Origin of the sequence: Pseudomonas sp. NPDC099000, assembly GCF_044759925.1 — a bacterium.
In the GTDB taxonomy this organism is placed as follows: Bacteria; Pseudomonadota; Gammaproteobacteria; order Pseudomonadales; family Pseudomonadaceae; genus Aquipseudomonas.
This window is the reverse complement of sequence record NZ_JBIWAF010000021.1, coordinates 39,667-65,183: the sequence shown is the minus strand read 5'-3', so window position 1 is coordinate 65,183 and position 25,517 is coordinate 39,667. Positions and strand designations below refer to the sequence as shown.

Here is a 25,517-nt window from a genome sequence, read left to right as displayed (position 1 = left end):
GGGTTATTTCAGCCCGCCAAACCGTCGATAAAAACTTTCGCCCACGTCCGGCAACGGACCGTCGGCGGTTTCCAGTGCACTGTTCAGCCATTCCTCGGCCTTGGCGTAGATCAACCGGTAGATGTTGCGGCACAACTGGCGGGCGGCGCGGCCTTCCCAGTCGCCGGGCAACAACTCGTCCGGCAATTGCGGGTCGCGCAACAGCAGTTTGCGATACTCATGAATAAGCAGGACCCGTGCCAGGAAGCAGTCGGACGGTTGCAGGTTCTCCTGCTCGCGAAGGGCTTGCCAGAGCGGTCGGAACAGTTGGATGAACTCGCTGTAATGGGCCGCCAGTTCTTCGATGCTCCAGCTCTCGCGCACCTGCAGACGCAGGGCCTTGGAGGCCAGTACGTCTTGCGCGGTGGTCTCGAAGACGATGGTGTCTTCCTGGGCGCCGAGGTCGAGCAAGGTCGCGTTGACATCGGCACGGTCGCTGCGCGGACAGGCCAGCACCGCCGGCGAAATCGCACCAAAACCTTGCCACTCCAGTTCTTCGCGCACTTGTTTGCGTTTGTCCTGGGTCAGTTGCGTCAGCATCACCAGGCACCACGAGCCATCCCACGCCGGCACGGTGGAGCTGTAGACGCGCTTGAAGGCCTTGTCGAACCGTCGGCGACCGGTGCCGGTCAGGCTGTAGTAGCTGCGGCGCCCGACTTTTTCGGCGGTCAGCCAGCCTTCTTTGGTCAGGCGGAAAATCGAGGTGCGGATCAATCGTTCGTTGATGCCGATGGGCTCGAGCAACTGAATCAGACTGCCCAGCCACACCGTGCCGCCATGGGGTTCGATGGCATCGCCATACAACGTGATGATCAGGGAGCTGGCGCGGATGGGCGTCTGCTCCTGGAATCGGGTAATCAGGTGGTTCAAGGGTGTCAGGGACGACATGGGCGTACCGGGCTGAAAAAAGAAATGGAATATACCGAATGTTGCCAGTTAATCGCATTCCCCTGTGGGAGCGAACTGTGGCGACGGGATTTATCCCCGTTCGGCTGCGAAGCAGTCGTAAAAATCTATGTTACAGCCGAAATTTTCAGGGCCGCTTCGCAGCCCAACGGGGATAAATCCCCTCGCCACAGTTCGCTCCTACAGGGGATTGTGCTCACACGCTGCTGCCTTTGGGTCGAAGACCGCTGTCGCTAATGCGCGGTCGGTCGGGTTCCGGTTCGCTCAGCGGTTCGCAGACCTGCATCTGTTCAAGGCAGCGCTTGGCCAGTTGCTGATACTCGCGGGTGCCCGCCTGCTTCCACGACACTTCTTCATCGCTGAGGCTGCGCTTGACGCTGGCCGGTGCGCCCATCACCAGGGACTGCTCCGGGCAGTCGAATCCGGCTTTGACGAAGGCGGCCGCCGAGACAAATGAACGTGCGCCAATGCGCGCGTTGTCCATCACCACCGCATTCATCCCCACCAGCGCATCGGCACCGACCCGGCAACCGTGCAATACCGCGCCATGCCCGATATGCCCGTTGCGTTCGACCACGGTGTCGCTGTCCGGGAAACCGTGCATCACGCAGGTGTCCTGCAGGTTGGCGCCCTCTTCCAGCACGATCCGGCCAAAGTCGCCACGCAAACTCGCCAGCGGCCCGACGTAGCAATGGGGGCCGATGATCACATCGCCGATCAGCACGGCGGACGGATGAACGTAGGCCGTGGGATCAACCACCGGGGTCAAGCCATCGAGGCTGTAGCAAGTCATGAGCGCTTCTCTTTATAAGGCATTCACAAAGCGATGCCGATACAGGTTCATTTTGTATCACGTCGGTTTTGCAATCACCAAGCACAAAAACCGTATCACTTATGAATCCTGTCGAACGCCACGCGCCTTCGCGCTAAAAAACGTCGATAAAACCCAATGAAATTGGCTTATTCGGCGTAATCAGTACCCAACTCAGATCACACGCCAAAATCTAAACAACCACCAACGAGACACATTAAATAAATTTTACTATTGCATTTGCGTATCACGTTACAGGTATACTCAGGCCAAACCGGCCTACCGCGCCAATCCAACAATAAGCCGGCATCACAGCCGAGCGTGCACCATGAGGGCCTCCGCCATGCCTCTGACCCTTGCTGTCGAGATCATCGAGCCCGGCGTTCGCCTGATTACCTTGCAGCGCCCGCAAGCGCTGAACGCCCTGACCACCCAATTGCTGGGTGAACTGGCGGATGAACTGAACGCCGCACAAGCCGATCCCGCTACCCGCGTCGTAGTCCTGACCGGCAACCGCAAAGCCTTCGCAGCCGGCGCCGACATCAAGGAAATGGCCGAGCGCAATCTGGTCGGCATTCTCGACGACCCGCGCCAGGCGTCGTGGCAGACCATCACCCGCTTCAACAAACCGCTGATCGCCGCCGTCAACGGCTTCGCCCTCGGCGGTGGCTGCGAATTGGCGATGCACGCCGACATCATCATCGCCGGCGAAGACGCCCGCTTCGGCCAACCGGAAATCAACCTGGGGATCATGCCCGGCGCCGGTGGCACCCAACGTTTGCTGCGCGCCGTCGGCAAGTCCATGGCCATGCAGATGGTCCTGACCGGCGAGCCGATCGATGCCCGCCAGGCCCAACGCGCCGGCCTGGTCAGCGAAGTGACCCAACCGGAATTCACCGTAGAACGCGCCCTGCACCTCGCCCGCAGCATCGCTGGCAAAGCGCCGCTGGCGGTGCGCCTGGCCAAGGAAGCACTGCTCAAGGCGATGGACACCGACCTTGCCAGCGGCCTGCGTTTCGAGCGCCATGCCTTCACCGTGCTGGCCGGTACACGCGATCGCGATGAAGGCATTCAAGCCTTTCAGGAAAAGCGCACACCGACCTTTACCGGGCAATAAGCCCGGATCGCCACGCCACCCCAAAAAAAGAATCGAACGACCTCTCAGAGAGCGCCATGACCATGAACTTCGACCACATCCTGTTTTCCATCGAGGCCGGTGTCGCCCTGCTCAGCCTCAATCGCCCGGAGCAGCTCAACAGCTTTAACGCGCAGATGCATGGCGAAGTGAAGGAAGCGCTGAAACAGGTCCGGCAGAACCCGGACGTGCGCGTATTGCTGCTGACCGGCGAAGGTCGCGGCTTTTGCGCCGGACAAGACCTCAGCGACCGCAATGTCGCGCCGGGTAGCGCCGTGCCGGACTTGGGTGAGTCCATCGAGAAGTTCTACAACCCGCTGATCCGCCAGTTGCGCGACCTGCCGCTGCCAGTGATTTGCGCGGTCAACGGCGTGGCCGCTGGCGCTGGCGCCAATATCCCGCTGGCTTGCGATTTGGTGCTGGCGGCGCGTTCGGCGAGCTTTATTCAGGCCTTCTGCAAAATCGGCTTGATCCCCGACTCCGGCGGCACCTGGACCTTGCCGCGCCTGGTCGGCATGGCCCGCGCCAAGGCGCTGGCCTTGCTCGGTAATCGCCTGAGCGCCGAACAGGCCGAGCAATGGGGCCTGATCTACCGCGTGGTGGACGACGCCGAATTGCGCAACGAAGCCCTGACACTCGCGCGCCACTTGGCGACCCAACCAACCTACGGCCTGGCGCTGATCAAGCGCAGCCTGAACGCCAGCCTGAGCAACACTTTCGACGAACAGCTGGAGTTGGAAAAAGACCTGCAACGCCTGGCCGGGCGCAGCGAGGATTACCGTGAAGGCGTCAGCGCCTTCATGGAAAAACGCAGCCCAAGCTTCAAGGGGCGCTGAGTCATGACGGCATTGAATTCCAACGCGCGCATCGCGGTGATCGGCGCCGGAGCCATGGGCGCCGGCATCGCGCAGGTCGCCGCGCAGGCCGGCCATCCGGTGCTGCTGCTGGACAATCGTCCGGGTGCTGCCGCGCAAGCCATCGACGGCATTGACCGCCAACTGGGCAAACGCGTCGAGAAAGGCAAGCTTTCACCCGAGGCGCGGACGGCGACCATCACCCGCCTGCAGGCAGTGGAAGCCATCGAGGCACTGACCGATTGCGCGCTGATCATCGAAGCCATCGTCGAGAACCTTGAGGTCAAGCGCGCACTCTTCCGCCAGTTGGAAGGCATCTGCGGTGAGCACTGCATTCTCGCCAGCAACACTTCCTCGCTGTCGATCACCAGCATCGCCGCGCAACTGAATCACCCGCAACGTTTGCTCGGCCTGCACTTCTTCAACCCGGCGCCGGTCATGGCGCTGGTGGAAATCGTCTCCGGCCTGGCCAGCGACCCAGCGTTGGCCGAGTGTCTGTACGACACCGCCAAAGCCTGGAGTAAAAAACCGGTACACACCCGCTCGACACCGGGGTTTATCGTCAACCGTGTCGCCCGTCCGTTCTACGCCGAAAGCCTGCGCCTGCTGCAGGAAGGCGCGGCCGATGTTCCGACCCTCGATACGCTGATGCGCGAGGCCGGGGGCTTTGCCATGGGCGCGTTCGAGCTCACCGACCTGATCGGCCATGACGTCAACTATGCAGTGACCTGCTCGGTGTTCGACGCGTATTACAGCGACACGCGCTTCTTGCCGTCGCTGATCCAGAAAGAACTGGTGGACGCGGGGCGCCTGGGCCGTAAAAGCGGCCATGGCTTCTATCGCTATGCCGAAGGAGTCGAGCGCCCGCAACCGACCTCCATCCGCAGCGAACAGACCGTTGAAACCTGCGTTGTAGAAGGTGATCTGGGCATCGCCAACGGGCTGATCCCGCGCCTGCGTGAACACAACATCGAGATCATTCAGCGCGACGGCCAAGGCCTGCTGCGGGTCGGCGACGCGGTGCTGGCGTTGAGCGACGGGCGCATGGCCTGTCAGCGCGCCAGGGAAGATGGCCTGCGCAACCTGATCCTGCTCGACCTGGCATTCGACTATGGCAAGGCCAGCCGCATCGCCATCAGTTACGCGGCAGACATCGATTCGAGCGCCCTCGACCACGGCGTCGCCTTGCTGCAACGGGTCGGATTCGCCGTCAGCCCGCTCAGCGACAGCCCCGCTCTCGCGGTATTGCGCACCGTGGCCATGCTCGCCAACGAAGCCGCCGATGCCGTGCTGCAAGCCGTGGCCTCGGCCGCCGACGTCGACCTGGCGATGCGTGCCGGGGTCAATTACCCGCAAGGTCCGCTGGCCTGGGCCGATGCCATCGGCCTTTCGCTCATCCTCAAGGTGCTGGAAAACCTGCAAGCCAGTTATGGCGAAGAACGTTATCGGCCGTCGCTGCTGTTGCGCCGTCGGGTCGCTGAAGGGAGGACTTTTCATGACCAACCATGAAGCCATGAACCTGGCCAGCGACTGCGCGCAAGCGCTGTTCAAGCGCGACACCGCCAGCCAGGCGATGGGCATGCGCCTGCTCTCCGTCGCACCAGGCTGCGCCCGCGTCGGCATGAGCGTGCGCGCCGACATGATCCAGGGCCACGGCACTTGCCACGGCGGCTACCTGTTCGCCCTCGCCGACTCGGCGTTTGCCGTGGCCTGCAACAGCTACAACGAAGCCACCGTGGCCATCGGTTGCAGCATCGATTACATCGCCCCGGCGCGCCTGGGCGACACCTTGAATGCCGACTGCACCGAGCAAAGCCGCTCAGGTCGTACCGGCAACTACGACGTACGCATCGAAAACCAACTGGGCCAGTTGATCGCCCTGTTCCATGGCAAATCCTACAAAGTGCGCGGCGCTGTGCTGACGCAGGAGAATCCGAATGAATGACGCCTTGATCATCGACGCGGTGCGAACCCCGATCGGCCGCTACGCCGGCGCCTTGAGCAGCGTGCGGGCCGACGACCTCGGCGCGGTGCCGTTGCGCGAATTGCTGCGCCGCCACCCACAGGTGGACTGGACGGCCGTGGATGACGTGATTTACGGCTGCGCCAACCAGGCCGGCGAAGACAACCGCAACGTCGCACGCATGTCGGCGTTGCTGGCCGGGTTGCCGGTCAGCGTGCCCGGCACCACGCTCAACCGTTTGTGCGGTTCCGGGTTGGATGCCATCGGCACGGCGGCCAGGGCGATTCGCTGTGGCGAGGCCGGATTGATGCTGGTCGGTGGCGTCGAATCGATGTCGCGCGCGCCGTTGGTGATGGGCAAGGCCGAGCAAGCGTTTTCCCGTGACGCGCAGGTCTACGACACCACCATCGGCTGGCGCTTCGTCAATCCGCTGATGAAAAAAAACTACGGCATCGATTCCATGCCGGAGACCGCGGAGAACGTCGCCGAGCAGTTCAATATCTCCCGCGCCGACCAGGATGCCTTTGCCCTGCGCAGCCAGCAACGCGCCGGCGCCGCACAGGCCAGCGGTCGCCTAGCCAAGGAAATCGTCGCGGTGGAGATTGCACAGCGCAAAGGCCCGGCCAAAATCGTCGAGCATGACGAACACCCGCGCGGAGACACCACGCTTGAGCAATTGCAGAAACTCGGCACGCCGTTTCGCGAAGGCGGCAGCATCACCGCCGGCAATGCGTCCGGGGTCAACGACGGGGCTTGCGCGCTATTGCTCGCCAGCCCGGAAGTCGCCAAACGCCATGGCCTGAAGGCGCGCGGCCGGGTCGTGGCGATGGCCACGGCCGGGGTCGAGCCGCGAATCATGGGCATCGGCCCGGTGCCGGCAACGCGCAAGGTGCTGGAACTGGCCAACCTGAGCCTCGCCGACATGGACGTGATCGAACTCAACGAAGCCTTTGCCGCGCAAGGTCTGGCGGTGTTGCGCGAGCTGGGCCTGAGCGACACCGATGCGCGGGTCAACCCGAACGGCGGCGCCATTGCCCTCGGTCATCCGCTGGGCATGAGTGGCGCACGATTGGTGACCACCGCCCTGCATGAACTGGAAGAACGTCAGGGCCGCTATGCCTTGTGCACCATGTGCATCGGCGTCGGCCAGGGCATCGCGCTGATCATCGAGCGCCTGTCCGACTAAAGAATCGCGATTCCCGGGGAGCCGAGAGGTATCCTTGGGACATGCACTCTAAGCCCTTGTGCGAAAGGGCTGAAACACAAAAATAATTCGAGTGAAGTCATGAACATGCCAATTGCCAAAGCCGTGCTTGATCCCGTGCTGGACCCGATCGAAACCGCCAGCATCGACGAACTCCGTCAACTCCAGCTGGATCGCCTGCGCTGGAGCCTGAACCACGCCTATAACAATGTGCCGCTATACCGTCAGCGCTTCGATGCCCTGGGCGTGCACCCGGACGACATCAAATCGCTGGAAGACCTGGCGAAGTTTCCGCTCACCACCAAAACCGACCTGCGCGACAACTATCCCTACGGCATGTTCGCTGTGCCGATGCATGACATCGTGCGCCTGCACGCCTCCAGCGGCACCACCGGCAAACCGACTGTCGTGGGTTACACCCAGAACGACATCGACACCTGGGCCAATGTCGTCGCGCGCTCGATCCGCGCGGCGGGCGGCCGGCGTGGCGACAAGGTGCATATTTCCTATGGCTACGGCCTGTTCACCGGCGGTCTCGGCGCCCACTACGGCGCCGAACGCCTGGGGTGCACGGTGATTCCGATGTCGGGCGGCCAGACTGAGAAACAGGTGCAACTGATCAAGGATTTCCAGCCAGACATCATCATGGTCACGCCGTCGTACATGCTCAACATTGCCGATGAAATCGAGCGTCAGGGCATCGACCCGCACAAACTGGCCCTGCGCCTGGGCATCTTCGGCGCCGAGCCGTGGACTGCCCAACTGCGCAGCGCCATCGAGAACCGTTTGGGCATTACCGCGCTGGACATCTATGGCCTTTCAGAAATCATGGGCCCGGGTGTCGCCATGGAATGCGCGGAAACCAAGGACGGGCCGACGATCTGGGAAGACCACTTCTACCCGGAAATCATTGATCCAATAACCGGCGAAGTGCTGCCGGACGGGCAGATGGGTGAGCTGGTGTTTACCTCGCTGAGCAAAGAAGCGCTGCCGATGATCCGCTACCGCACCCGCGACCTGACGCGTCTGTTGCCGGGCACGGCGCGGCCGATGCGGCGGATCGACAAGATCACCGGGCGCAGTGATGACATGTTGATCATTCGCGGGGTCAACGTATTTCCGACGCAGATCGAGGAACAGGTACTCAAAATAAAACAGCTTTCAGAGTGTTATGAGATTCACCTGTATCGCAACGGCAATCTGGACAGCGTGGATGTGCATGTCGAGCTCAAAGCCGAACATCAGCATTTGGGGGATGACCAGCAGAAGGCTGTTTGTGCCGAGTTGAGTCGGCACATCAAGACGTACATCGGGATCAGTTCACGGATCGTTTTGCAGCCGATGCATTCGATCAAACGCTCCGAGGGCAAGGCGTGTCACGTGATGGACAAGCGCCCGAAAGCATGACTGCTGCACCCTTTTGAGCCCCGCGTTTGCGGGGCTTTTTTTTGTGTAAACGCCCACCCTCTGTAGGAGCGAGCCTGCTCGCGATGGCGGCCTGTCAGCCGGCCTGACGTTTGCGGGTCCATCCAGCCCCCTGTGGGAGCTGTCGAGTGAAACGAGTCTGCGATCTTTTGATCAGGGATTGCGTGCCAGTGCACCATCGACATCGAAACGCTCATCTGCGCGGTGGAACTGCGCGCGCAAGCTTTCAAGATGCGCCTTCAATCCAATGATCATGCGATTCTTGCGCCGGGCTTCCTCGACGCGTGCAAGCAGGTAAACAATCAATCCCGAGGACAAGCCCCATGCACCAGAAACCCAGGTCGTGACGACGGTCAATATCAGACAGAGCAATAGCATCATGCCTCGGGATGCCGGGTGAATCAGTTGCCCAAACAGCCATTCCGCACTCGCCAAGGTGGCGCTTTGCGAAATGCTGTGATTGTGCACAAGGGTGGGAATGCTTTCCTTGCCGCTGCGCGTTCCGGCATAGACCACGGTGACTTCGTCACCCGGTCGATATCGGAAGTCCGGATTATTGAACACCAGTTCCAGTTCCAGGCCATCAGGCGTTCGTATCCAGTACTCATCCTCAATCTCGTAGGCAACAGGCTCGCTGCGCCGCTCACGGCTCAATATCACGCCACCCTGGGTCCAGAACCGGATAACGATATTGTCGTAGCTGTAGTCGTGCATCTCTATTCCCTTGAAAAATCACGATGCCGTGAGCCGAGCTCGAATCGAGATCAGTTCATCAGAGATTGCGCGACAGCGCCCTGCGCACGCTATCACTGTTCAGCGCAGGGCTTTGAGCCTCGACAGAGGTTTGCGCGGGTGCAGGGCTTTCGAGCTGAAAAGAGAGTTCAACCTGGACGGGGCTTTCAACTTGAACAGGGCTGGGCGCCTGAACATGACTGGCGACCAGAGCGTCCAGCTTCTCGATGTAAGCGTTCAGGTCGCTGACCAGCAGTTTCTTGCGCTGGGAGCCCTGATACAACGCGTAGCAAAGATACCCCCCCGCCGCCAGGAGGCCGAGCCCGGCGGTGGCAATACCGGCGACGCACAATCCCGACACGATCAGCACGGTCTTCCAGTTGAACGGCGTCAGCTCCAGCTCGGTATTCAGCGCGCTGGCGTCACGCAGGATCCAGCGCTTGGACGCCGTGTGGTTCAGCAGGATGGTGTGCAGGGCCGAACCGTCCTTTTTCAAGGCACTGATGAGCGAGATGTGCTGGCCCGTGCGCAACGGAATATCCACGCCGCGCAGCTTCACATCGTGCTCGACGCCATCCGGGGTCTTGACCCAGAACTCATGATTGATGATCGACACCGAACTGACGCGCACCGGCGTGAGATCCCCGTCCTTGCCGTTCACATGAACGCCGCCAGTGGTGGTCACGCGGGTCTCGCTTAGTTTTTCGCTGCCCACTACTTCACCGCTCAAGACAGTGAAAACAACGCTTTTATCGGCATGGGTGAACGTGTGCATTTCGATTCCTTTTTAGACCCACGTCGATCGACGCGCAGGAGAAAAATCCGTATGCCGCGGATGCTACTAAGTAGCCATTACGCTGTCCAGAATTCGACTCAATGTGTGACGCGGAGCGTCACGGGATGCATTGCTTTGCTGCGCGAGGGAACGATCAACGGCAACGGCAAGATCAACAGCTTCGCGAGCAAGCCCACCCCCACATAAAGCAAAGCAGATCGGCGCACAGCTTTTGCTTCTCACCACTCATCAGGCCGAGCGTTAGCTCGCCTGCAGCCTTTGATCTTGACGCACCGCCCCCTCGAGAGCATGCCGAGCCACAGCGAGGCACCGAACGTCAGGGGCAAAAGCGCTTGGTTACTTGGCGCTTTTCCAAGTAACCCGCCGTAAGGGCGGAACCATAAGCCGCCGTTACCGAGCAAACGGATATACACCCAAACCAACCAACCATCCCAAAGCGATACAAAAACACATACGACACGACATTTTCTGTTTGATATTAATTTATGTATCGCTTATAAAGTTCTCCATGCCTTCGAACAGATTCATGGCGGGAGACCCAAAATGTACGCACAGCTCGTAGAAACAGGCGTAAAGCGCATCAAGGACCTGTCGGAAATGTCCGAACAGGAACGCGCTTTCCAGGAAAAAATCGATTCAGAAATAAAGATCGAAGCCAAAAACTGGATGCCTGATGCTTATCGCCAGACCCTGATCCGGCAGATCTCCCAGCACGCCCACTCCGAAATCGTCGGCATGCTGCCCGAAGGCAACTGGGTCACCCGCGCGCCTTCGCTCAAACGCAAACTGCAACTGATGGCCAAGATCCAGGACGAAGCCGGCCACGGCCTGTACCTCTACAGCGCCATGGAAACCCTCGGTGCCGACCGCGACGAAGAAATCGCCAAGCTGCACAGCGGAAAGGCCAAGTACTCGAGCATCTTCAATTACCCAACGCTGAACTGGGCCGACATGGGCGCAGTGGGCTGGCTGGTGGACGGCGCCGCAATCGTCAATCAGGTGGTGTTGCAGCGCACGTCTTATGGCCCCTACTCCCGGGCCATGGTGCGGATCTGCAAGGAAGAAAGTTTCCACCAGCGCCAGGGCTACGAAATCCTCCTGACCATGATGCGCCACGGCAATCAGGCGCAAAAAGACATGGTCCAGGACGCGATCAACCGCCTGTGGTGGCCGTCGCTGATGATGTTCGGCCCCAGCGACGAACACTCCCCCAACAGCGCCCAATCCATGGCCTGGAAAATCAAGCGCCAGAGCAACGATGAACTGCGTCAGCGCTTCATCGACCAGACCATCCCGCAGCTGGAACTGTTGGGCTGCACCTGCCCCGATCCGGACCTGAAGTGGAACGCCGAACGCGGCCACTACGACTTCGGCGACATCCAGTGGAGCGAGTTCTACGAAGTGCTCAAGGGCAACGGCCCGTGCAACCAGGAACGCGTCGCCACCCGCCGCAAAGCCATTGAAGACGGCGCCTGGGTCCGCGGAGCCGCGGTTGCCCACGCGCGAAAAAAACAGAACAAGAACGCCGCCTGATCGGCCACCTGATGTGGAGTCACTGAAATGTCTGAATGGACCCTTTTTGAAGTCTTCGTGCGCAGCAAGCACGGCCTCAATCACAAGCATGTCGGCAGCGTGCATGCCGCCGACACCACCATGGCCATCGAGAACGCGCGCGAGTTGTACACCCGCCGCAGTGAAGGCGTGAGCCTATGGGTGGTGCCCTCCGCGCTGATCACCGCGTCGTCGCCGGATGAAAAAGACCCGCTGTTCGACCCGGCGGACGACAAGGTTTATCGCCACGCCAGCTTCTACGAGTTGCCGGCCGAAGTCGGGCACATGTGAGGTCGACCATGAACAACCAGACTGATCTGATCGAATACCTGCTGCGCCTCGGCGACAGCGCCCTGATCCAGGGCCAGCGCCTGTGCCAATGGTGCGGCAAGGCCCCGGCGCTGGAAGAAGAACTGGCGCTGATGAACGTCGGCCTCGACCTCGTCGGCCAGGCACGCAACTGGCTGGATTACGCCGCCGAACTGCTGGATGACGGACGTGACGCCGATCACCTCGCCTTCCGCCGTGATGAGCGCGCTTATCGCAACCTGCTGCTGGTGGAACAACCCAACGGCGATTACGCGGTGACGATCCTCAAGCAATTTCTCTACGACGCCTGGCACCTGCAAGTCCTCAATGGCCTGAGCCAGTCCACTGACGAACGCATCGCCGGGATCGCCGCCAAAGCGGTCAAGGAAGTCACCTATCACCTGCGTCGCTCCGGCGAATGGGTCGAACGTCTGGGTGACGGCACCGAGGAAAGCCACCAGCGCATGCTCGCAGCGATCCCTGAGGTCTGGCGTTTCACGGTCGAGCTGACCAGCGCCGACGACAGCGAACAACGCCTGTGCGCCGCTGGCATCATCCCGGACGCCGCGCAAGTCGCCGCCGCCTGGCAAGCCAAGGTCAACGAGATTTTCGCCAGCGCAACCCTGCCCATGCCCGCCACACCGAGCTATTTCTACCTCAATGCACGCAAAGGCCTGCACACCGAACACCTGGGCATTCTGCTGGCCGAGATGCAATTCCTGCCCCGAGCATACCCCGATGCAACCTGGTGAGCTGATCGCCAGCGACCTCGGCGCCCGGGCGGCTCAACCGACCGACCTGGCGGCCGCGTGGGCGACGTTGGCGCAGGTCATGGACCCGGAAGTGCCGGTGGTCAGCGTGGTCGACCTGGGCATTGTCCGCGATCTCGACTGGCAGGCCGGGCACCTGCATGTGGTGGTCACGCCGACCTACTCCGGTTGCCCCGCCACCGAAGTGATCGAAAGCGATATCCGCGACGCGCTGGAACTCGCCGGGTTCAAGGCACCGCAACTGGAACGCAAATTGACCCCGGCCTGGACCACCGACTGGATTACCGACATCGGCCGCGAACGCCTGCGCACCTACGGCATCGCACCGCCTGAGGGCAGCACCAGCAAGCGCAGCCTGCTCGGCGAAAGCCCGGTGGTTGTCTGCCCGCAATGCGGCAGCGCCCACACCGAGGTGCTCAGCGAGTTCGGTTCCACCGCGTGCAAGGCGTTGTACCGCTGCGTCGATTGCCGGGAACCGTTCGACTATTTCAAGTGCATCTGAGCGGCAATCGGCCGTCCCAGCAGGAGAACAATAATGAGTAAATTCCACAGCCTGACCATCAAGGACGTGCACGCCGAAACCCGTGACGCCGTGTCCATCGCCTTCGAGATTCCGCAGCACCTGCAGGACAGTTTTCACTTCACCCAGGGCCAGCACCTGGTGATGCGTATTCAGATGGACGGCGAAGAAGTGCGCCGCTCCTATTCGATCTGCACCGGGGTCAATGACGGTGAACTGCGCATCGCCATCAAGCGTGTGGCCGGTGGGCGTTTCTCCGCGTTCGCCAATGAACAGTTGAAGGCCGGGCACAGCCTGGAAGTGATGCCGCCCGCCGGACACTTTCATGTCGAACTCGACCCGACCCGTCATGGCAATTACCTGGCAGTCGCGGCGGGCAGCGGTATCACGCCAATCCTGTCGATCATCAAGACCACCCTGCAAACCGAGCCGCACAGCCGCGTGACGTTGTTGTATGGCAATCGCTCCAGCTCCGGCGCGTTGTTTCGCGAACAACTGGAGGACCTGAAGAATCGCTATCTGCAGCGCTTGAACCTGATCTTCGTCTTCAGTCGCGAACAGCAGGACGTCGACCTCTATAACGGCCGGATCAACGCCGAGAAATGCGAGCAACTGTTCTCCCGCTGGCTCGACGTCAAGGCCCTCGATGCAGCCTTCATCTGTGGTCCGCAGGAGATGACCGAGACCGTGCGCGACAGCCTGAAAGCCAAAGGCATGCCGCCTGAGCGCATCCATTTCGAGCTGTTCGCCGCCGCCGGCAGCCCGCAAAAGCGCCAGGCCCGCGAAGCGGCCCGGCAAGTGGATGCCGCTGTCAGCCAGATCACCGTCATCAGCGACGGCCGAGCCCTGGCGTTCGACCTGCCGCGCAACAGCATGAGCCTCCTTGATGCCGGCAATGCCCAGGGCGCCGAACTGCCCTACTCGTGCAAGGCCGGCGTGTGCTCGACCTGCAAATGCAAGGTCATTGAAGGCGAAGTGGAGATGGACAGCAACCACGCCCTGGAAGACTACGAAGTGGCCGCCGGCTATGTGCTGTCGTGCCAGGCATTCCCGGTCAGCGACAAAGTGGTGCTGGATTTCGACCAACTCTGATGCTTGACGCAGCCCTGTAGCAGCTGTCGAGCCCCAGCGAGGCTGCGTTCGGCTGCGCAGCAGTCGTGAAATCAGGCGATGCAGTACTTCAGGAAAACAGCGTACTCAGGTTTTACGACTGCTTCGCAGCCGAACGCAGCCTCGCTGGGGCTCGACAGCTGCTACAGGGCCGGACGCAGGTTTTGACAACGGTTAACGTTTCACCCCACAACAAAAACAACAACAGAGAGCGCGCCATGACACCTAAAGACGTAGAACTCATCCGCCAGAACCCCGACTTCATCCAGTTGGTACGCCGCAAACAAAACCTGTACTGGTCGCTGTCGCTGATCATGCTGGTGATCTATTTCGGCTTCGTCTTGCTGGTGGCGTTCTCCCCCAGCACCCTCGGGCAATCCCTGAGCGGTGGCGTGACCACCGTGGGCATGCTGGTCGGCGTGGTCATTGTGGTACTGGCCTTCGCACTGACCGGTTTCTACGTCTATCGCGCCAACAACGTGATCGACCCGTTGAATGAAAAGCTGAAGCAGGAGTGCGCCCGATGAGCCGTCTTCTCGCGTTATTGCTGCTGCCGCTGGCAGTGTTTACGGACCTTGCGGTCGCGGCCGACGGCGCGTCCCGCCCGCTGAACTGGAACGCCATCGGCATGTTCCTGGTGTTCGTGCTGTTCACCCTCGGAGTGACGCGCTGGGCTGCTTTGCGCACCCGCTCCGCCAGCGACTTCTACACCGCGGGCGGTGGCATGACCGGTTTTCAGAACGGTCTGGCGATTGCCGGCGACATGATCTCCGCGGCGTCCTTTCTAGGCATCTCGGCGATGATGTTCCTCAACGGTTATGACGGTTTGTTGTACGCGTTGGGCGTGTTGGCCGGCTGGCCGATCATTTTGTTTTTGATCGCCGAACGCCTGCGCAACCTCGGCAAATACACCTTCGCCGACGTGGTCTCCTATCGTCTTGAACAAACCCCGGTGCGCCTGACGTCGGCCTTTGGCACCCTGACCGTGGCCCTGATGTACCTGGTTGCGCAAATGGTCGGCGCCGGCAAGTTGATCGAATTGCTGTTCGGCATCGATTACCTCTACGCGGTGATGCTGGTCGGCGTGTTGATGGTCTTTTACGTAACCTTCGGCGGCATGCTCGCCACCACCTGGGTGCAGATCATCAAAGCCGTGATGTTGTTGTTTGGCACCTCGTTCATGGCCTTCATGGTGCTCAAGCATTTCGGTTTCAGCACCGAAGCGATGTTCGCCGGCGCCACCGCCGTGCACGCCAAGGGCAACGCGATCATGGCGCCCGGTGGTTTGCTGTCAAACCCGATCGATGCGATCTCGCTGGGAGTGGGCATGATGTTCGGCACCGCCGGCCTGCCGCACATCCTGATGCGTTTCTTCACGGTCAGCGATGCCAAAGAAGCGCGTAAAAGCGTGTTCTACGCCACCGGGTTCATCGGCTACTTCTACTTGCTGCTGATCATCGTCGGCTTCGGCGCGATCGTCATGGTCGGTACCGATCCAGCGTTTCGCGATGCCAACGGCGCAATCATCGGCGGCGGCAACATGATCGCCGTGCACCTGGCCCAGGCCGTGGGCGGCAATCTGTTCCTCGGTTTCATTTCGGCGGTCGCCTTCGCCACCATTCTGGCGGTGGTCGCCGGACTGGCGTTGTCCGGTGCCTCGGCGGTGTCCCACGATTTGTATGCCTGCGTGATGCGCAAGGGCCAAGCCACCGAGCAGCAGGAAATTCGCGTCTCGCGGATCGCCACGCTGTGCATCGGCGTGCTGGCGATCATCCTCGGCTTGCTGTTCGAATCGCAGAACATCGCGTTCCTGTCCGGCCTGGTACTGGCCATTGCCGCCTCGGTTAACTTTCCGGTGCTGTTCCTCTCGATGTACTGGAAAGGCCTGACCACCCGTGGTGCCGTGACCGGCAGCCTGGCCGGGTTGATCTCGGCGATTGTCTTGCTGGTGTTGAGCCCGGCGGTGTGGGTCAACGTTCTGCATCACGACAAGGCGCTGTTCCCTTACTCCAACCCGGCGCTGTTTTCCATGAGCCTGGCCTTCTTAAGCGCCTGGGTATTTTCGGTCACCGACACCTCGCCTCGAGCTGCCCTTGAGCGTGGCCGTTATCTGGCGCAGTTCATCCGTTCGATGACCGGCATCGGTGCCTCCGGCGCCAGCAAGCACTAATTAACGACCGATCTGATGTCAGGGAATAAAAATAATGAAGCCCGCGCGTATCGCACCCTACGAATCACTGTTTTCGTTAGCCGCCGCATTGAGTCTGCCCATGGTCGCCCCCAGCGCCATGGCCGACTTTGTCAGCGACAGCAAGGCCCGTATTGAAATGCGCAACCACTACATCAACCGCGATTTCCGTCAGGACAACGCGCCACAATCCAAGGCTGAAGAATGGGCGCAGGGGTTCACTGCGCGCATCGAGTCCGGGTTCACCGACGGCACGTTCGGCTTCGGCCTGGACGCGCTGGGAGAGTTGGGACTGAAACTCGATTCCAGCCCGGATCGCCGTGGCACAGGGCTTTTGCCCTACGGCCCGAACAGTCATGAACCGGCGGACGAGTTCAGCCAACTGGGACTGACCGGCAAGCTGCGGGTGTCCAAAAGCGTGTTGAAGCTCGGCACCCTGCAACCCTTGCTGCCGGTGGCGACCTACAACGACACCCGTTTACTGGGTTCGACCTTTGAGGGTGGCTTGCTCACCAGTCAGGAAATCAGCGGCCTGACGGTCAATACCGGGCGCCTGACCAAGGCCAACCTGCGTGACTCCTCCAGCAACGATGACATCGGCTACGGCGCCACCAGCAGCGAGCACTTCGATTTTGCCGGCGGCAGCTACGCCTTCAGCCCGCAACTGAACCTGAGCTACTACTACGGCCAGCTCGATCAGATTTATCGCCAGCAGTTCGTCGGGCTGGTGCATACCCAGCCCCTGGGCAACGGTTTCAACCTGCGCAGCGACCTGCGTTATTTCGACAGCCGCGGCGACGGTGCCGAACGCGCCGGGCGTATCGACAACCGCAACTTCAACAGCATGTTCACCGTGTCCCACGGGGCCCACAAGGTCAGTGCCACGTACCAGCAGTTGTCCGGCGACAGCGCTTTTCCGTTCCTCAACGGCGGCGATCCGTACGTGGTCAACCTGGTGACCTACAACACCTACACCCGCGCCGACGAGGACTCCTGGCAGCTGCGTTACGACTATGACTTCGCGGCGCAAGGCATCCCCGGCCTGACCTTCATGACGCGCTACACCGACGGTCGCCACGTCAAGGCTGGCAGCGTCGATAACGGCCGCGAGTGGGAGCGTGACACCGACATCAGTTACGTCATCCAGAGCGGCCTGTTCAAGGACGTCAGCCTGCGCTGGCGCAATGTGACCTTCCGTTCCGGCAATGGCTTGACTACCGCCATCGATGAGAACCGGCTGATTGTCGGTTACACCGTGGCGCTTTGGTAATCCCTGCATGGCGCGGTCGCGACCGCGCCGACATTTTTCATCACCAGGAGCAATCGTGATGCCCTCTTCACCTACACTGCATGCCCCTACCCTGCAAAGTTTCATCGCCGGTCGCTGGATCGGCCAACACGGCGCCCAGGTGCTGCGCAGCGCCATCGATGGCCATGAGATTGCGCGTACCCACGAAGAGCGTCCGGACTTCGCCGAAGCCATCGAGCATGGTCGTCGCCAGGGCGTCAGTGGCTTGATGGCGCTGGATTTCCAGCAACGGGCGCAGCGTCTCAAGGCCCTGGCCTTGTACCTCAGCGAACGCAAGGAACAGCTCTACGCGATTTCGCACCACAGCGGCGCCACCCGTGCCGACAGCTGGATCGACATCGAAGGCGGCAACAGCACGCTGTTCACCTACGCCAGCCTTGGTTCGCGGGAATTGCCGTCGGGCAACATCGTCCACGAAGGCCCGGCGATGCAACTGAGCAAACTCGGCACCTTCGCCGGCACGCATATCCTGGTGCCGCGAGGCGGCCTGGCGGTGCACATCAACGCGTTCAACTTCCCGATCTGGGGCATGCTGGAAAAATTCGCCCCGAGCTTTCTCGCCGGCATGCCGTGCATCGTCAAACCGGCCAGCGCCACCAGCTACCTGACCGAAGCCGTGGTGCGCTTGATGGATGAGTCCAGTCTGCTACCGGCGGGCAGTCTGCAATTGATCATTGGCGGCACCGGTGACCTGCTTGATCGCCTGCAAGGTCAGGATGTGGTGACGTTCACCGGTTCCGCCGACACCGCGGCCAAGCTGCGGGTCAACCCGAACCTGATCCGCAACTCGGTGCCCTTTAACGCTGAAGCCGACTCGTTGAACTGCGCGATCCTCGCTCCGGATGTCAGCCCGGACGACGAAGAGTTCGAGCTGTTCATCAAGGAAGTCGCCCGGGAAATGACCACCAAGGCCGGGCAGAAATGCACCGCCATTCGCCGCGCCATTGTTCCGGCCAAGCATATTGATGCGGTTGCCACGCGCCTGCGCGATCGACTGAAGAAAGTCGTGGTCGGCGACCCGTCGGTGGAAGGCGTACGCATGGGCGCCCTGGCCTCCCACGATCAGCAAAAAGACGTCGCCGAGCGTCTGGAAAGCCTGTTGCAGAGCAGCGATATGCTGTTCGGTGCCCGTGATGGTTTCGAGCCGCGCGGTGAAAACGTCAGCCAGGGTGCGTTCTTTGCGCCGACGCTGTTGAAATCCCGCGACCCGCACGCCGAAGGCGGTGCTCACGATATCGAAGCGTTCGGGCCGGTCAGCACCCTGATGGCTTATGACGATCTGGACGAAGCGCTGGCTCTGGCCGCTCGCGGCAAAGGCAGTCTGGTGGCGAGTCTGATCACCAAGGACCCACAGATCGCAGCCAAAGCAATCCCGGTCGCTGCCGCCTGGCACGGCCGTTTGCTGGTGCTCGACCGCGAGTCTGCCGCCGAATCCACCGGCCACGGTTCGCCCCTGCCACAACTCAAACACGGCGGCCCGGGGCGCGCCGGCGGCGGTGAGGAACTCGGCGGTCTGCGTGCGGTGAAACATTACCTGCAACGCGCGGCAGTGCAAGGCTCACCGACGATGTTGGCGGCGGTCACCGGCGAATACGTGCGCGGCGCCAAGGTCATCGAAACCGAAGTCCATCCGTTCCGCCGGTTCTTCCAGGATCTGCAGATCGGCGAATCGCTGCTGACCCACCGCCGCACCGTGACCGAGGCCGACCTGGTGAACTTTGGTTGCCTGTCGGGCGATCACTTCTACATGCACTTCGATGACATCGCCGCCAAGGAATCGCAATTCGGCAAGCGTATTGCCCACGGCTACTTCGTGCTCTCGGCGGCGGCTGGTTTGTTTGTCTCGCCTGCGCCGGGGCCGGTGCTGGCCAACTATGGCCTGGACACGTTGCGCTTCATTAATCCGGTGGGGATCGGCGACACGATTCAGGCGCGCCTGACCTGCAAGCGCAAGATTGATCAGGGCAAGAAGAGCCCGCAAGGGATACCGCAGGGGGTGGTGGCGTGGGATGTCGAAGTCACCAACCAACTGGGGGAGCTGGTCGCCAGCTATGACATTCTGACGCTGGTCGTTAAACGCGAGGACTGACCCCGACGGTTGATCACAAATCCTGTGATCAACCCGCCCCCTGTAGGCGCGAGTCTGCTCGCGAAAGCGGTATGTCAGTCGACATGGATGTTGAATGTCAGTCCGCATTCGCGAGCAGGCTCACTCCTACAGGGGAGATAGGTTGGCGGTTGGATCAGTGCTTGCGTAACCACTCGATGAACAACGCAAACAGTTCCGACTGTGAACCGATCTCCAACTTCAGATAAAGATTCTTGCGGTGCATGCGCACCGTCTCCGGCGAGATGCTCATCAGGCTGGCCGTGGACTTCACCGAGTGCCCCCGCAGCACCATGTGCGCCACTTCCCGCTCGCGCTCGGTCAGCAAATCGCAGCCGAACTGCTCGAAGGCTGACTGCACGCGTTGCTTGAGATCGTCACGCACGCCCTCATTGACGGCGCTGTGCTGCAAGCCCCGGCGTCCAAATTCGCTGATGAATTCGCGCACCAGCGGCTCGACCGCCCGCAGCAGGTTCAGCTGTTCAACCCGCAGGCTTTCCCCGCCAAAGCCTTGAAACAGGCTCACCGACACCTGGGTGTCATGGCCGGTATCGACAATGTAAAAACTGTCTTCCGAACTCCCGGCCTTCAAGTAGTAAGTCTTGTAGTACTCACTGTCGAAGAAGTTGTCCGGGGCGATGTCCTCCAGGTGATAAAACCCTTCGGCCAACCCCTGCTCCACCGCCAGGCAAAACGGGTCGAGCAGGTAGCCCCCGGAAAAATAGCGGTCGATGATCGACTCCCGGTATTTTTCCGGAATGCCGCGCTGATACAACAATTGTGGCGGGCGGTCCTTGTGTTCCAGGCTGATCATCACCGATTCGATGGACACCAGATGCCCGAAGGCCGACGCCAGGAAGCTCAGCGCATCGGGCTCATCGATATGGGCGAATGCCTGGCCCAGGTCGCCGTGCCATTTATGCAAGGCGCCGAAGGGCAAGGCGATCAATGTGTCATCGTTGGGTTTGCTCATGCCCCGCAGTCTAGCGGGTGAACCGGCCCCGGGTAACCGCAGATTCACCGAACTCATTGGCCGAAATACTGGCCGTTCTGCTCAAGTTCGCCCGCCACTTCAAGAATGCACACCCGCAGGATCTCGACGATTTCATCCACCTGGGCGCAAGACAGGATCAGCGGCGGCGACATGACATTAAGGTGCATGATCGGCCGCACCAGCAGCCCCCGGGCCTGCGCCCGGGAATGAATCATTTCGCCGATGTTGATCTCGTCGGCGAACAACGCCTTGGTGCGTTTATCGGCCACGAATTCCACGCAGGCCATGAACTTCTGGCAGCGCACATCGCCTACCAGCGGCAGGTCGCTGAGTGTGGCCAGACGCTGTTCCAGATAGGCGCCGACCACGTCGACATGCTCCAGCAGGTTTTCGCGCTCGATGATCTCGATGTTCTTCAACGCCGCCGTGCAGCAGACCGGGTGGCCGCTGTAGGTGAAGCCGTGGGTAAAGCAACGGCCTTTGCCAGGCTCGGCGATGACCTTCCAGATGCGCTCGGAAAAAATGCACGCGCCCAACGGCAAATATGCCGAGGTCAGACCCTTGGCCGTGGTGATGATGTCCGGCTGAACATCGAACACATCGTATGAGGCGAAGAACTTGCCCAGACGCCCGAACGACGTCACCACTTCATCGGCGACAAACAGAATGTCGTAGCGCTGGCAGACTTCCCACATGCGTTTCAGGTAGCCCTTGGGCGGAATGATCACGCCGCCGGAGCCCATGATCGGCTCGGCAAAGAAGCCCGCGACCTTGTCCGCGCCGATGGACAGAATCTTGTCTTCGAACTCCTTGATCAGAAACTCGAGAAACTGCGCCTCGTCCATGCCGTCCGGCGCCCGGTAAGGGTTGGGGTTGGAGACGTGGTGAATCTTGTCGTTGGCGTAATCGAACTCCGGCACGCGGTCGGCGGCCTTGTTGCCGATCGACATGGTCAAGGTGGTGGAGCCGTGATACGCGTTGAAACGGGCGATGACGTGCTTCTTTTCCGGTTTGCCACGGCAGTTCTGATAGTACTGAATCAACCGGTACGCGGTGTCCACGGCGGTGGAGCCGCCGGTGGTCAGGAACACGTGATCGAGGTCGCCGGGAGCCAGGCTGGCGAGTTTCTCGCATAACTGGATGGCGACGTTGTTGGACATGTCGGAAAACGGATTCGAATACGCCAGTTGACGGACCTGGTCGGCAATCGCCAGTGCCATTTCTTCACGGCCCAGACCTATATTCGTACACCACATGCCGCCGACCGCATCGAGAAACCGGTTGCCCTGGGTGTCGTAAATATAAGCACCATCACCGGCCACAATGTTCAGCGCACCCTGTTCGGCGTGTTCGTCGAACATGTGATAGCCGTGCATGTAGTGCGCTTTATCGGCTTTGACCAAGTGGGCATTATCGACGGTCGACAGCACTTTCTGAGTTGGAGTAGCCATACAAAAACCTCAAACCAAAGGGGTAAACAATCAAATCCCGCTCTTCACCGTGCTCCAGACGCGGGTCATGGCACGCATCTCTTTGGCATCCTGGGTTTTCTGCGGAAACAGGCGCTGGCGGGTTTCGTCATCGGGATAAATCGCCGGGTTGTTGCGCACATCGGCGCGCACCAGTGGCGTGGCCGCCGCGTTGCTGTTGGCGTAGTGAATGAAGTCCGTCACGTCGGCCATGACTTGTGGCTGCATCAAGTAATCGAGGAACTTGTGCGCGTTCGCCACGTGGGGCGCATCGGCGGGGATGTACAGGTTGTCGAACCAGATCAGCGAACCTTCCTTGGGAATGAAATAGGCCAGTTTGATCTTCAATTTGGCTTCTTCGGCGCGGGCCATGGCGGTCGCATAATCGCCCGACCAGGTCATGGCCATGCACACATCGCCATTGGGCAGGCTGGTCAGGTAGTTGACCGAGTCGAACTTGCGGATATACGGCCTGACCGACAGCAGCAAATCCTGGGCGGCTTTGAGGTCCTCGGGCGCGGCGCTTCTCGGGTCGCGCCCCAGATATTTCAAGGCCAGTGGAATGACTTCGGTCGGCGCATCGACCAGGGTCACGCCGCAATCGGCGAAGCGCGAGACGATTTTCGGATCGAAGATCATCGCCAGCGAGCCAATCGGCGCATCCGGCATGCGTTCTTTGATTTTGTCGACGTTGTACGTGATGCCATTGCTGCCCCAGGTATAGGGCGCCGAGTACAACGTGCCAGCATCAAATCCCTGCAAGTCCTGCAGGACTTTCGGGTCAAGGTTGGCCCAGCCGGGCAGCAACTTTTTATCGAGCGGCTGGAACACTTTGGCTTTGATCAGCGGTGGCGCGAGGGAGGCGTTCAACACCACCAGGTCATAGCCGGAATGGCCGGTGAGCAACTTGGCCTGAACCGTTTCATAGGCATCAAAAGTGTCGTAGATCACGCGGATGCCGGTGGCTTTCTGAAAGTCGGCAATGGTTTTTTCGCCGATGTAATCCGCCCAGTTGTACAGCCGCAACGTGTTGTTATCGTCCACTTCGGCGCCGTGGACGACTGCCGACAGCGGCAAAATCAACGCACCAAGCATCACCAAGAAGGCCTTGCGCATAGCAAATTCACCTTATCAAGCGAGTTCCGATCTGGATGAGCGGATGACTCCACTATTGGTCGATTCAGCCAACCGCGCCATACCCCGAATGGGTGTGTGGGCCTTGCGACGGCCCGACATGGCAAAAAGCAGCAGTTTCGTTGACTGGTTTTGTCATAGATCCAGCGCCGGTCCCGCGCTTAGAGTGCGCCCCATAGCGATCACCCAGGGCACGTACATGAACGACCTGATCAAACAAGAACGAAACGAAGGCGTCCTGACGCTCACCTTTGACCGACCCGACAAGCTCAACGCGCTGAATAACCGCATGTACACGCAGTTGGCCGACCTGTTGCTGGCCGCTGATGAAGACGCTGAAATCGGAGTGATCATTGTCACCGGTGGCGACACGTGCTTTACCAGCGGCAACGACCTGGCGGATTTTCTCCAGCATCCGCCGACCGATCTGGACAGCCCGGCATTTCGCCTGATGCGCGTGGTCATCCACCTGCAAAAACCGTTGATCGCGGCCGTGTGCGGAGCGGCCATCGGGATCGGCACCACCCTGCTGCTGCATTGCGATCAGGTGCTGGTCACGCGCAATGCCCGGTTGCGCATGCCGTTCGTGAACCTGGGCCTGTGCCCGGAGTTCGGCGCAAGCCTGTTGCTGCCGCGTCTGCTCGGTCATGCCCGGGCAGCGCGCTTGCTGCTGTGGGGCGACAGCCTGGACGGTGCGGCCGCCGTCGCGTGTGGATTGGCCAACGAACTGTTCGACGACGGGCCACAGTGCCTGGCGGCCGCAGAGCACATGGCTCGTCGGCTGCTAGCGCTCCCCCAGGAATCCCTGCGTCAGACCCGGCAACTACTCAAACAGGCATCGATGCCGGAACTGCAAGCCACCATTCGCCAGGAGAACTTGCTGTTCATCAAACGCCTGACAACCCCTGAAGCGCAGTCAGCGTTGAACGCACTGGTTAATCGCAGCACAGAAAAGAACCCATCCACAGGAAAGCCTTCATGAACACCCCAGACGTATTTGTTGTCAGCGCCGCACGCACCGCCATCGGCTCTTTTGGTGGCTCGCTCAAAGATGTCCCGCTGGCCGATCTGGCGACCACGGCCGTCAAGGCCGCCCTGGAGCGCTCCGGCGTGGACCCGGCGCAAATCGGCCATCTGGTGATGGGCAACGTGATCCCGACCGAAACCCGCGACGCGTACATTTCCCGGGTCGCCGCGATGAACGCCGGCATCCCGAAGGAAACCCCCGCCTATAACGTCAACCGCCTCTGCGGTTCCGGCCTGCAAGCCATCATCAGCGCAGCCCAGACCCTGCTGCTGGGCGACGCCGAGATCGCGATCGGCGCCGGTGCCGAGTCCATGAGCCGCGGCCCGTACCTGATGCCGTCCGCCCGTTGGGGCGCGCGCATGGGTAATGTCCAGGCCATCGACTACATGCTGGGCATCCTGCATGACCCGTTCCATGGCATCCACATGGGCATCACCGCCGAGAACGTCGCCGCGCGCAACGGCATCACCCGCGATATGCAGGACGCCCTCGCCCTGGAAGATCAAAAACGCGCCGCGTTCGCCATCGCCAATGGTTACTTCAGTGAGCAGATCGCTGCGGTCGAAATCCGAGGCCGCAAGGAAACGACGCTGTTCAGCATCGACGAACATCCTCGTTCCACTTCCCTGGAACAACTCGCGCAGATGAAGCCGGCGTTCAAGAAAGACGGATCGGTGACGGCTGGCAATGCGTCGGGGCTGAACGATGGCGCCGCGGCACTGGTCATGGCCACCGGCAGCGCGGTTCAGGTCAACAACCTGCGCCCTCTCGCCCGCCTGGTCAGCTATGCCCACGCTGGCGTAGAACCGGAATTGATGGGGCTGGGACCGATCCCCGCCACGCGCCTGGCGCTCAAACGCGCAGGCCTGACCGTGGCTGACCTCGACGTGATCGAAGCCAACATCGCCTTCGCCGCCCAGGCCTGTGCCGTCAGCCAGGAACTGGACCTCGACCCGGCCAAAGTCAATCCGAACGGCTCGGGCATTTCCCTGGGGCACCCAGTGGGTGCGACCGGGGCGATGATTGCTACCAAAGCCATCCACGAACTGCACCGTATCAACGGTCGTTATGCGCTGGTGACCATGTGCATTGGCGGTGGTCAGGGGATTGCGGCGATTTTTGAGCGGGTTTGAGTGTCAGCACCACGGTGATTGAATATGGGAG

The 25,517-nt window shown here is 61.0% G+C and carries 24 protein-coding genes; 17 read left to right on the top strand and 7 right to left on the bottom strand.

Translation table 11 applies throughout. From position 1 onward, the window contains the following. Positions 1-3: 3 nt before the first annotated feature. On the bottom strand, positions 4-927 hold the full coding sequence (paaX, locus tag ACIQV9_RS21495; protein WP_403105596.1) for a phenylacetic acid degradation operon negative regulatory protein PaaX: 924 nt from the start codon (positions 925-927) through the stop codon (positions 4-6). A gap of 214 nt (positions 928-1,141) precedes the next feature. Continuing rightward, positions 1,142-1,738: a phenylacetic acid degradation protein PaaY gene (paaY, locus tag ACIQV9_RS21490; protein ID WP_403105593.1), complete on the bottom strand. Its 597-nt coding sequence runs from the start codon at positions 1,736-1,738 to the stop codon at positions 1,142-1,144. A 361-nt stretch (positions 1,739-2,099) separates the two neighbouring features. On the opposite strand from paaY, the gene paaF reads away from it, so the two are divergent. The 6 genes from paaF (at position 2,100) to paaK (ending at position 8,319) form a co-directional block, all read left to right on the top strand. Beyond that, the gene (gene paaF, locus ACIQV9_RS21485; protein WP_403105590.1) at positions 2,100-2,873 is read left to right on the top strand and encodes a 2,3-dehydroadipyl-CoA hydratase PaaF; all 774 of its coding nucleotides are present in this window, start codon (positions 2,100-2,102) and stop codon (positions 2,871-2,873) included. A gap of 62 nt (positions 2,874-2,935) precedes the next feature. Then, entirely contained in the window at positions 2,936-3,727 is a 792-nt protein-coding gene (gene paaG / locus ACIQV9_RS21480) for a 2-(1,2-epoxy-1,2-dihydrophenyl)acetyl-CoA isomerase PaaG (protein ID WP_403105680.1), read from the top strand. A 3-nt stretch (positions 3,728-3,730) separates the two neighbouring features. Beyond that, a complete protein-coding gene (paaH, locus tag ACIQV9_RS21475) occupies positions 3,731-5,254 on the top strand; it encodes a 3-hydroxyacyl-CoA dehydrogenase PaaH (RefSeq protein ID WP_403105587.1) in 1,524 nt (507 codons plus the stop codon). Continuing rightward, positions 5,241-5,690: a hydroxyphenylacetyl-CoA thioesterase PaaI gene (paaI, locus tag ACIQV9_RS21470; protein ID WP_403105584.1), complete on the top strand. Its 450-nt coding sequence runs from the start codon at positions 5,241-5,243 to the stop codon at positions 5,688-5,690. The genes paaH and paaI overlap by 14 nt, the downstream gene beginning before the upstream one ends. Then, positions 5,683-6,894 carry a 3-oxoadipyl-CoA thiolase gene (gene pcaF, locus ACIQV9_RS21465; RefSeq protein WP_403105581.1) on the top strand — a complete coding sequence of 404 codons (1,212 nt, stop codon included), beginning with the start codon at positions 5,683-5,685 and terminating at the stop codon, positions 6,892-6,894. The genes paaI and pcaF overlap by 8 nt, the downstream gene beginning before the upstream one ends. 99 nt (positions 6,895-6,993) lie before the next feature. Further along, positions 6,994-8,319, top strand: a complete 1,326-nt coding sequence (gene paaK, locus ACIQV9_RS21460) for a phenylacetate--CoA ligase PaaK (protein ID WP_403105578.1) — start codon at positions 6,994-6,996, stop codon at positions 8,317-8,319. 171 nt (positions 8,320-8,490) lie between these two features. On the opposite strand, the gene ACIQV9_RS21455 is transcribed toward paaK, so the two are convergent. Together ACIQV9_RS21455 and ACIQV9_RS21450 are read right to left on the bottom strand one after the other, a co-directional pair. Next, a complete protein-coding gene (locus tag ACIQV9_RS21455; protein ID WP_403105575.1) occupies positions 8,491-9,051 on the bottom strand; it encodes a hypothetical protein in 561 nt (186 codons plus the stop codon). Positions 9,052-9,109: 58 nt separating this feature from the next. Continuing rightward, positions 9,110-9,844, bottom strand: coding sequence for a hypothetical protein (locus ACIQV9_RS21450; RefSeq protein WP_403105572.1), 735 nt, complete (start codon positions 9,842-9,844; stop codon positions 9,110-9,112). A gap of 564 nt (positions 9,845-10,408) precedes the next feature. On the opposite strand from ACIQV9_RS21450, the gene paaA reads away from it, so the two are divergent. The 9 genes from paaA (at position 10,409) to paaZ (ending at position 19,711) form a co-directional block, all read left to right on the top strand. After that, positions 10,409-11,398: a 1,2-phenylacetyl-CoA epoxidase subunit PaaA gene (paaA, locus tag ACIQV9_RS21445; RefSeq protein ID WP_403105569.1), complete on the top strand. Its 990-nt coding sequence runs from the start codon at positions 10,409-10,411 to the stop codon at positions 11,396-11,398. Positions 11,399-11,425: 27 nt separating this feature from the next. Further along, positions 11,426-11,707, top strand: a complete 282-nt coding sequence (gene paaB / locus ACIQV9_RS21440; protein WP_003208899.1) for a 1,2-phenylacetyl-CoA epoxidase subunit PaaB — start codon at positions 11,426-11,428, stop codon at positions 11,705-11,707. Between the two features lie 8 nt (positions 11,708-11,715). Continuing rightward, positions 11,716-12,477 (top strand): 1,2-phenylacetyl-CoA epoxidase subunit PaaC, encoded by a 762-nt coding sequence (paaC, locus tag ACIQV9_RS21435; RefSeq protein WP_403105565.1) that lies wholly within the window; start codon positions 11,716-11,718, stop codon positions 12,475-12,477. Then, positions 12,464-12,997, top strand: coding sequence for a 1,2-phenylacetyl-CoA epoxidase subunit PaaD (gene paaD, locus ACIQV9_RS21430; protein WP_403105562.1), 534 nt, complete (start codon positions 12,464-12,466; stop codon positions 12,995-12,997). Before paaC ends, paaD begins: the two co-directional genes overlap by 14 nt. Positions 12,998-13,030: 33 nt before the next feature. Further along, positions 13,031-14,107 carry a 1,2-phenylacetyl-CoA epoxidase subunit PaaE gene (paaE, locus tag ACIQV9_RS21425; RefSeq protein WP_403105559.1) on the top strand — a complete coding sequence of 359 codons (1,077 nt, stop codon included), beginning with the start codon at positions 13,031-13,033 and terminating at the stop codon, positions 14,105-14,107. A 236-nt stretch (positions 14,108-14,343) separates the two neighbouring features. Beyond that, positions 14,344-14,652: a DUF485 domain-containing protein gene (locus ACIQV9_RS21420; RefSeq protein WP_403105556.1), complete on the top strand. Its 309-nt coding sequence runs from the start codon at positions 14,344-14,346 to the stop codon at positions 14,650-14,652. After that, the gene (locus ACIQV9_RS21415) at positions 14,649-16,295 is read left to right on the top strand and encodes a cation acetate symporter (protein ID WP_403105553.1); all 1,647 of its coding nucleotides are present in this window, start codon (positions 14,649-14,651) and stop codon (positions 16,293-16,295) included. The genes ACIQV9_RS21420 and ACIQV9_RS21415 overlap by 4 nt, the downstream gene beginning before the upstream one ends. 34 nt (positions 16,296-16,329) lie before the next feature. Beyond that, positions 16,330-17,583, top strand: coding sequence for an OprD family porin (locus ACIQV9_RS21410; RefSeq protein WP_403105550.1), 1,254 nt, complete (start codon positions 16,330-16,332; stop codon positions 17,581-17,583). Between the two features lie 58 nt (positions 17,584-17,641). Continuing rightward, positions 17,642-19,711: a phenylacetic acid degradation bifunctional protein PaaZ gene (gene paaZ / locus ACIQV9_RS21405; RefSeq protein ID WP_403105548.1), complete on the top strand. Its 2,070-nt coding sequence runs from the start codon at positions 17,642-17,644 to the stop codon at positions 19,709-19,711. A gap of 154 nt (positions 19,712-19,865) precedes the next feature. Here paaZ and ACIQV9_RS21400 read toward each other — a convergent pair whose 3' ends face one another. Genes ACIQV9_RS21400 through ACIQV9_RS21390 form a run of 3 tightly spaced genes read right to left on the bottom strand, consistent with a single transcriptional unit; the run spans position 19,866 to position 23,308 of the window. Continuing rightward, positions 19,866-20,759, bottom strand: coding sequence for a LuxR C-terminal-related transcriptional regulator (locus ACIQV9_RS21400; protein WP_403105545.1), 894 nt, complete (start codon positions 20,757-20,759; stop codon positions 19,866-19,868). Continuing rightward, entirely contained in the window at positions 20,756-22,174 is a 1,419-nt protein-coding gene (locus ACIQV9_RS21395; protein WP_403105542.1) for an aminotransferase, read from the bottom strand. Before ACIQV9_RS21395 ends, ACIQV9_RS21400 begins: the two co-directional genes overlap by 4 nt. 30 nt (positions 22,175-22,204) lie before the next feature. Continuing rightward, a complete protein-coding gene (locus tag ACIQV9_RS21390) occupies positions 22,205-23,308 on the bottom strand; it encodes a polyamine ABC transporter substrate-binding protein (RefSeq protein WP_403105539.1) in 1,104 nt (367 codons plus the stop codon). A 217-nt stretch (positions 23,309-23,525) separates the two neighbouring features. On the opposite strand from ACIQV9_RS21390, the gene ACIQV9_RS21385 reads away from it, so the two are divergent. Together ACIQV9_RS21385 and ACIQV9_RS21380 are read left to right on the top strand one after the other, a co-directional pair. Further along, positions 23,526-24,308, top strand: coding sequence for an enoyl-CoA hydratase (locus ACIQV9_RS21385; protein ID WP_403105536.1), 783 nt, complete (start codon positions 23,526-23,528; stop codon positions 24,306-24,308). After that, the gene (locus tag ACIQV9_RS21380; protein WP_403105533.1) at positions 24,305-25,486 is read left to right on the top strand and encodes an acetyl-CoA C-acyltransferase family protein; all 1,182 of its coding nucleotides are present in this window, start codon (positions 24,305-24,307) and stop codon (positions 25,484-25,486) included. Before ACIQV9_RS21385 ends, ACIQV9_RS21380 begins: the two co-directional genes overlap by 4 nt. Positions 25,487-25,517: the final 31 nt, after the last annotated feature.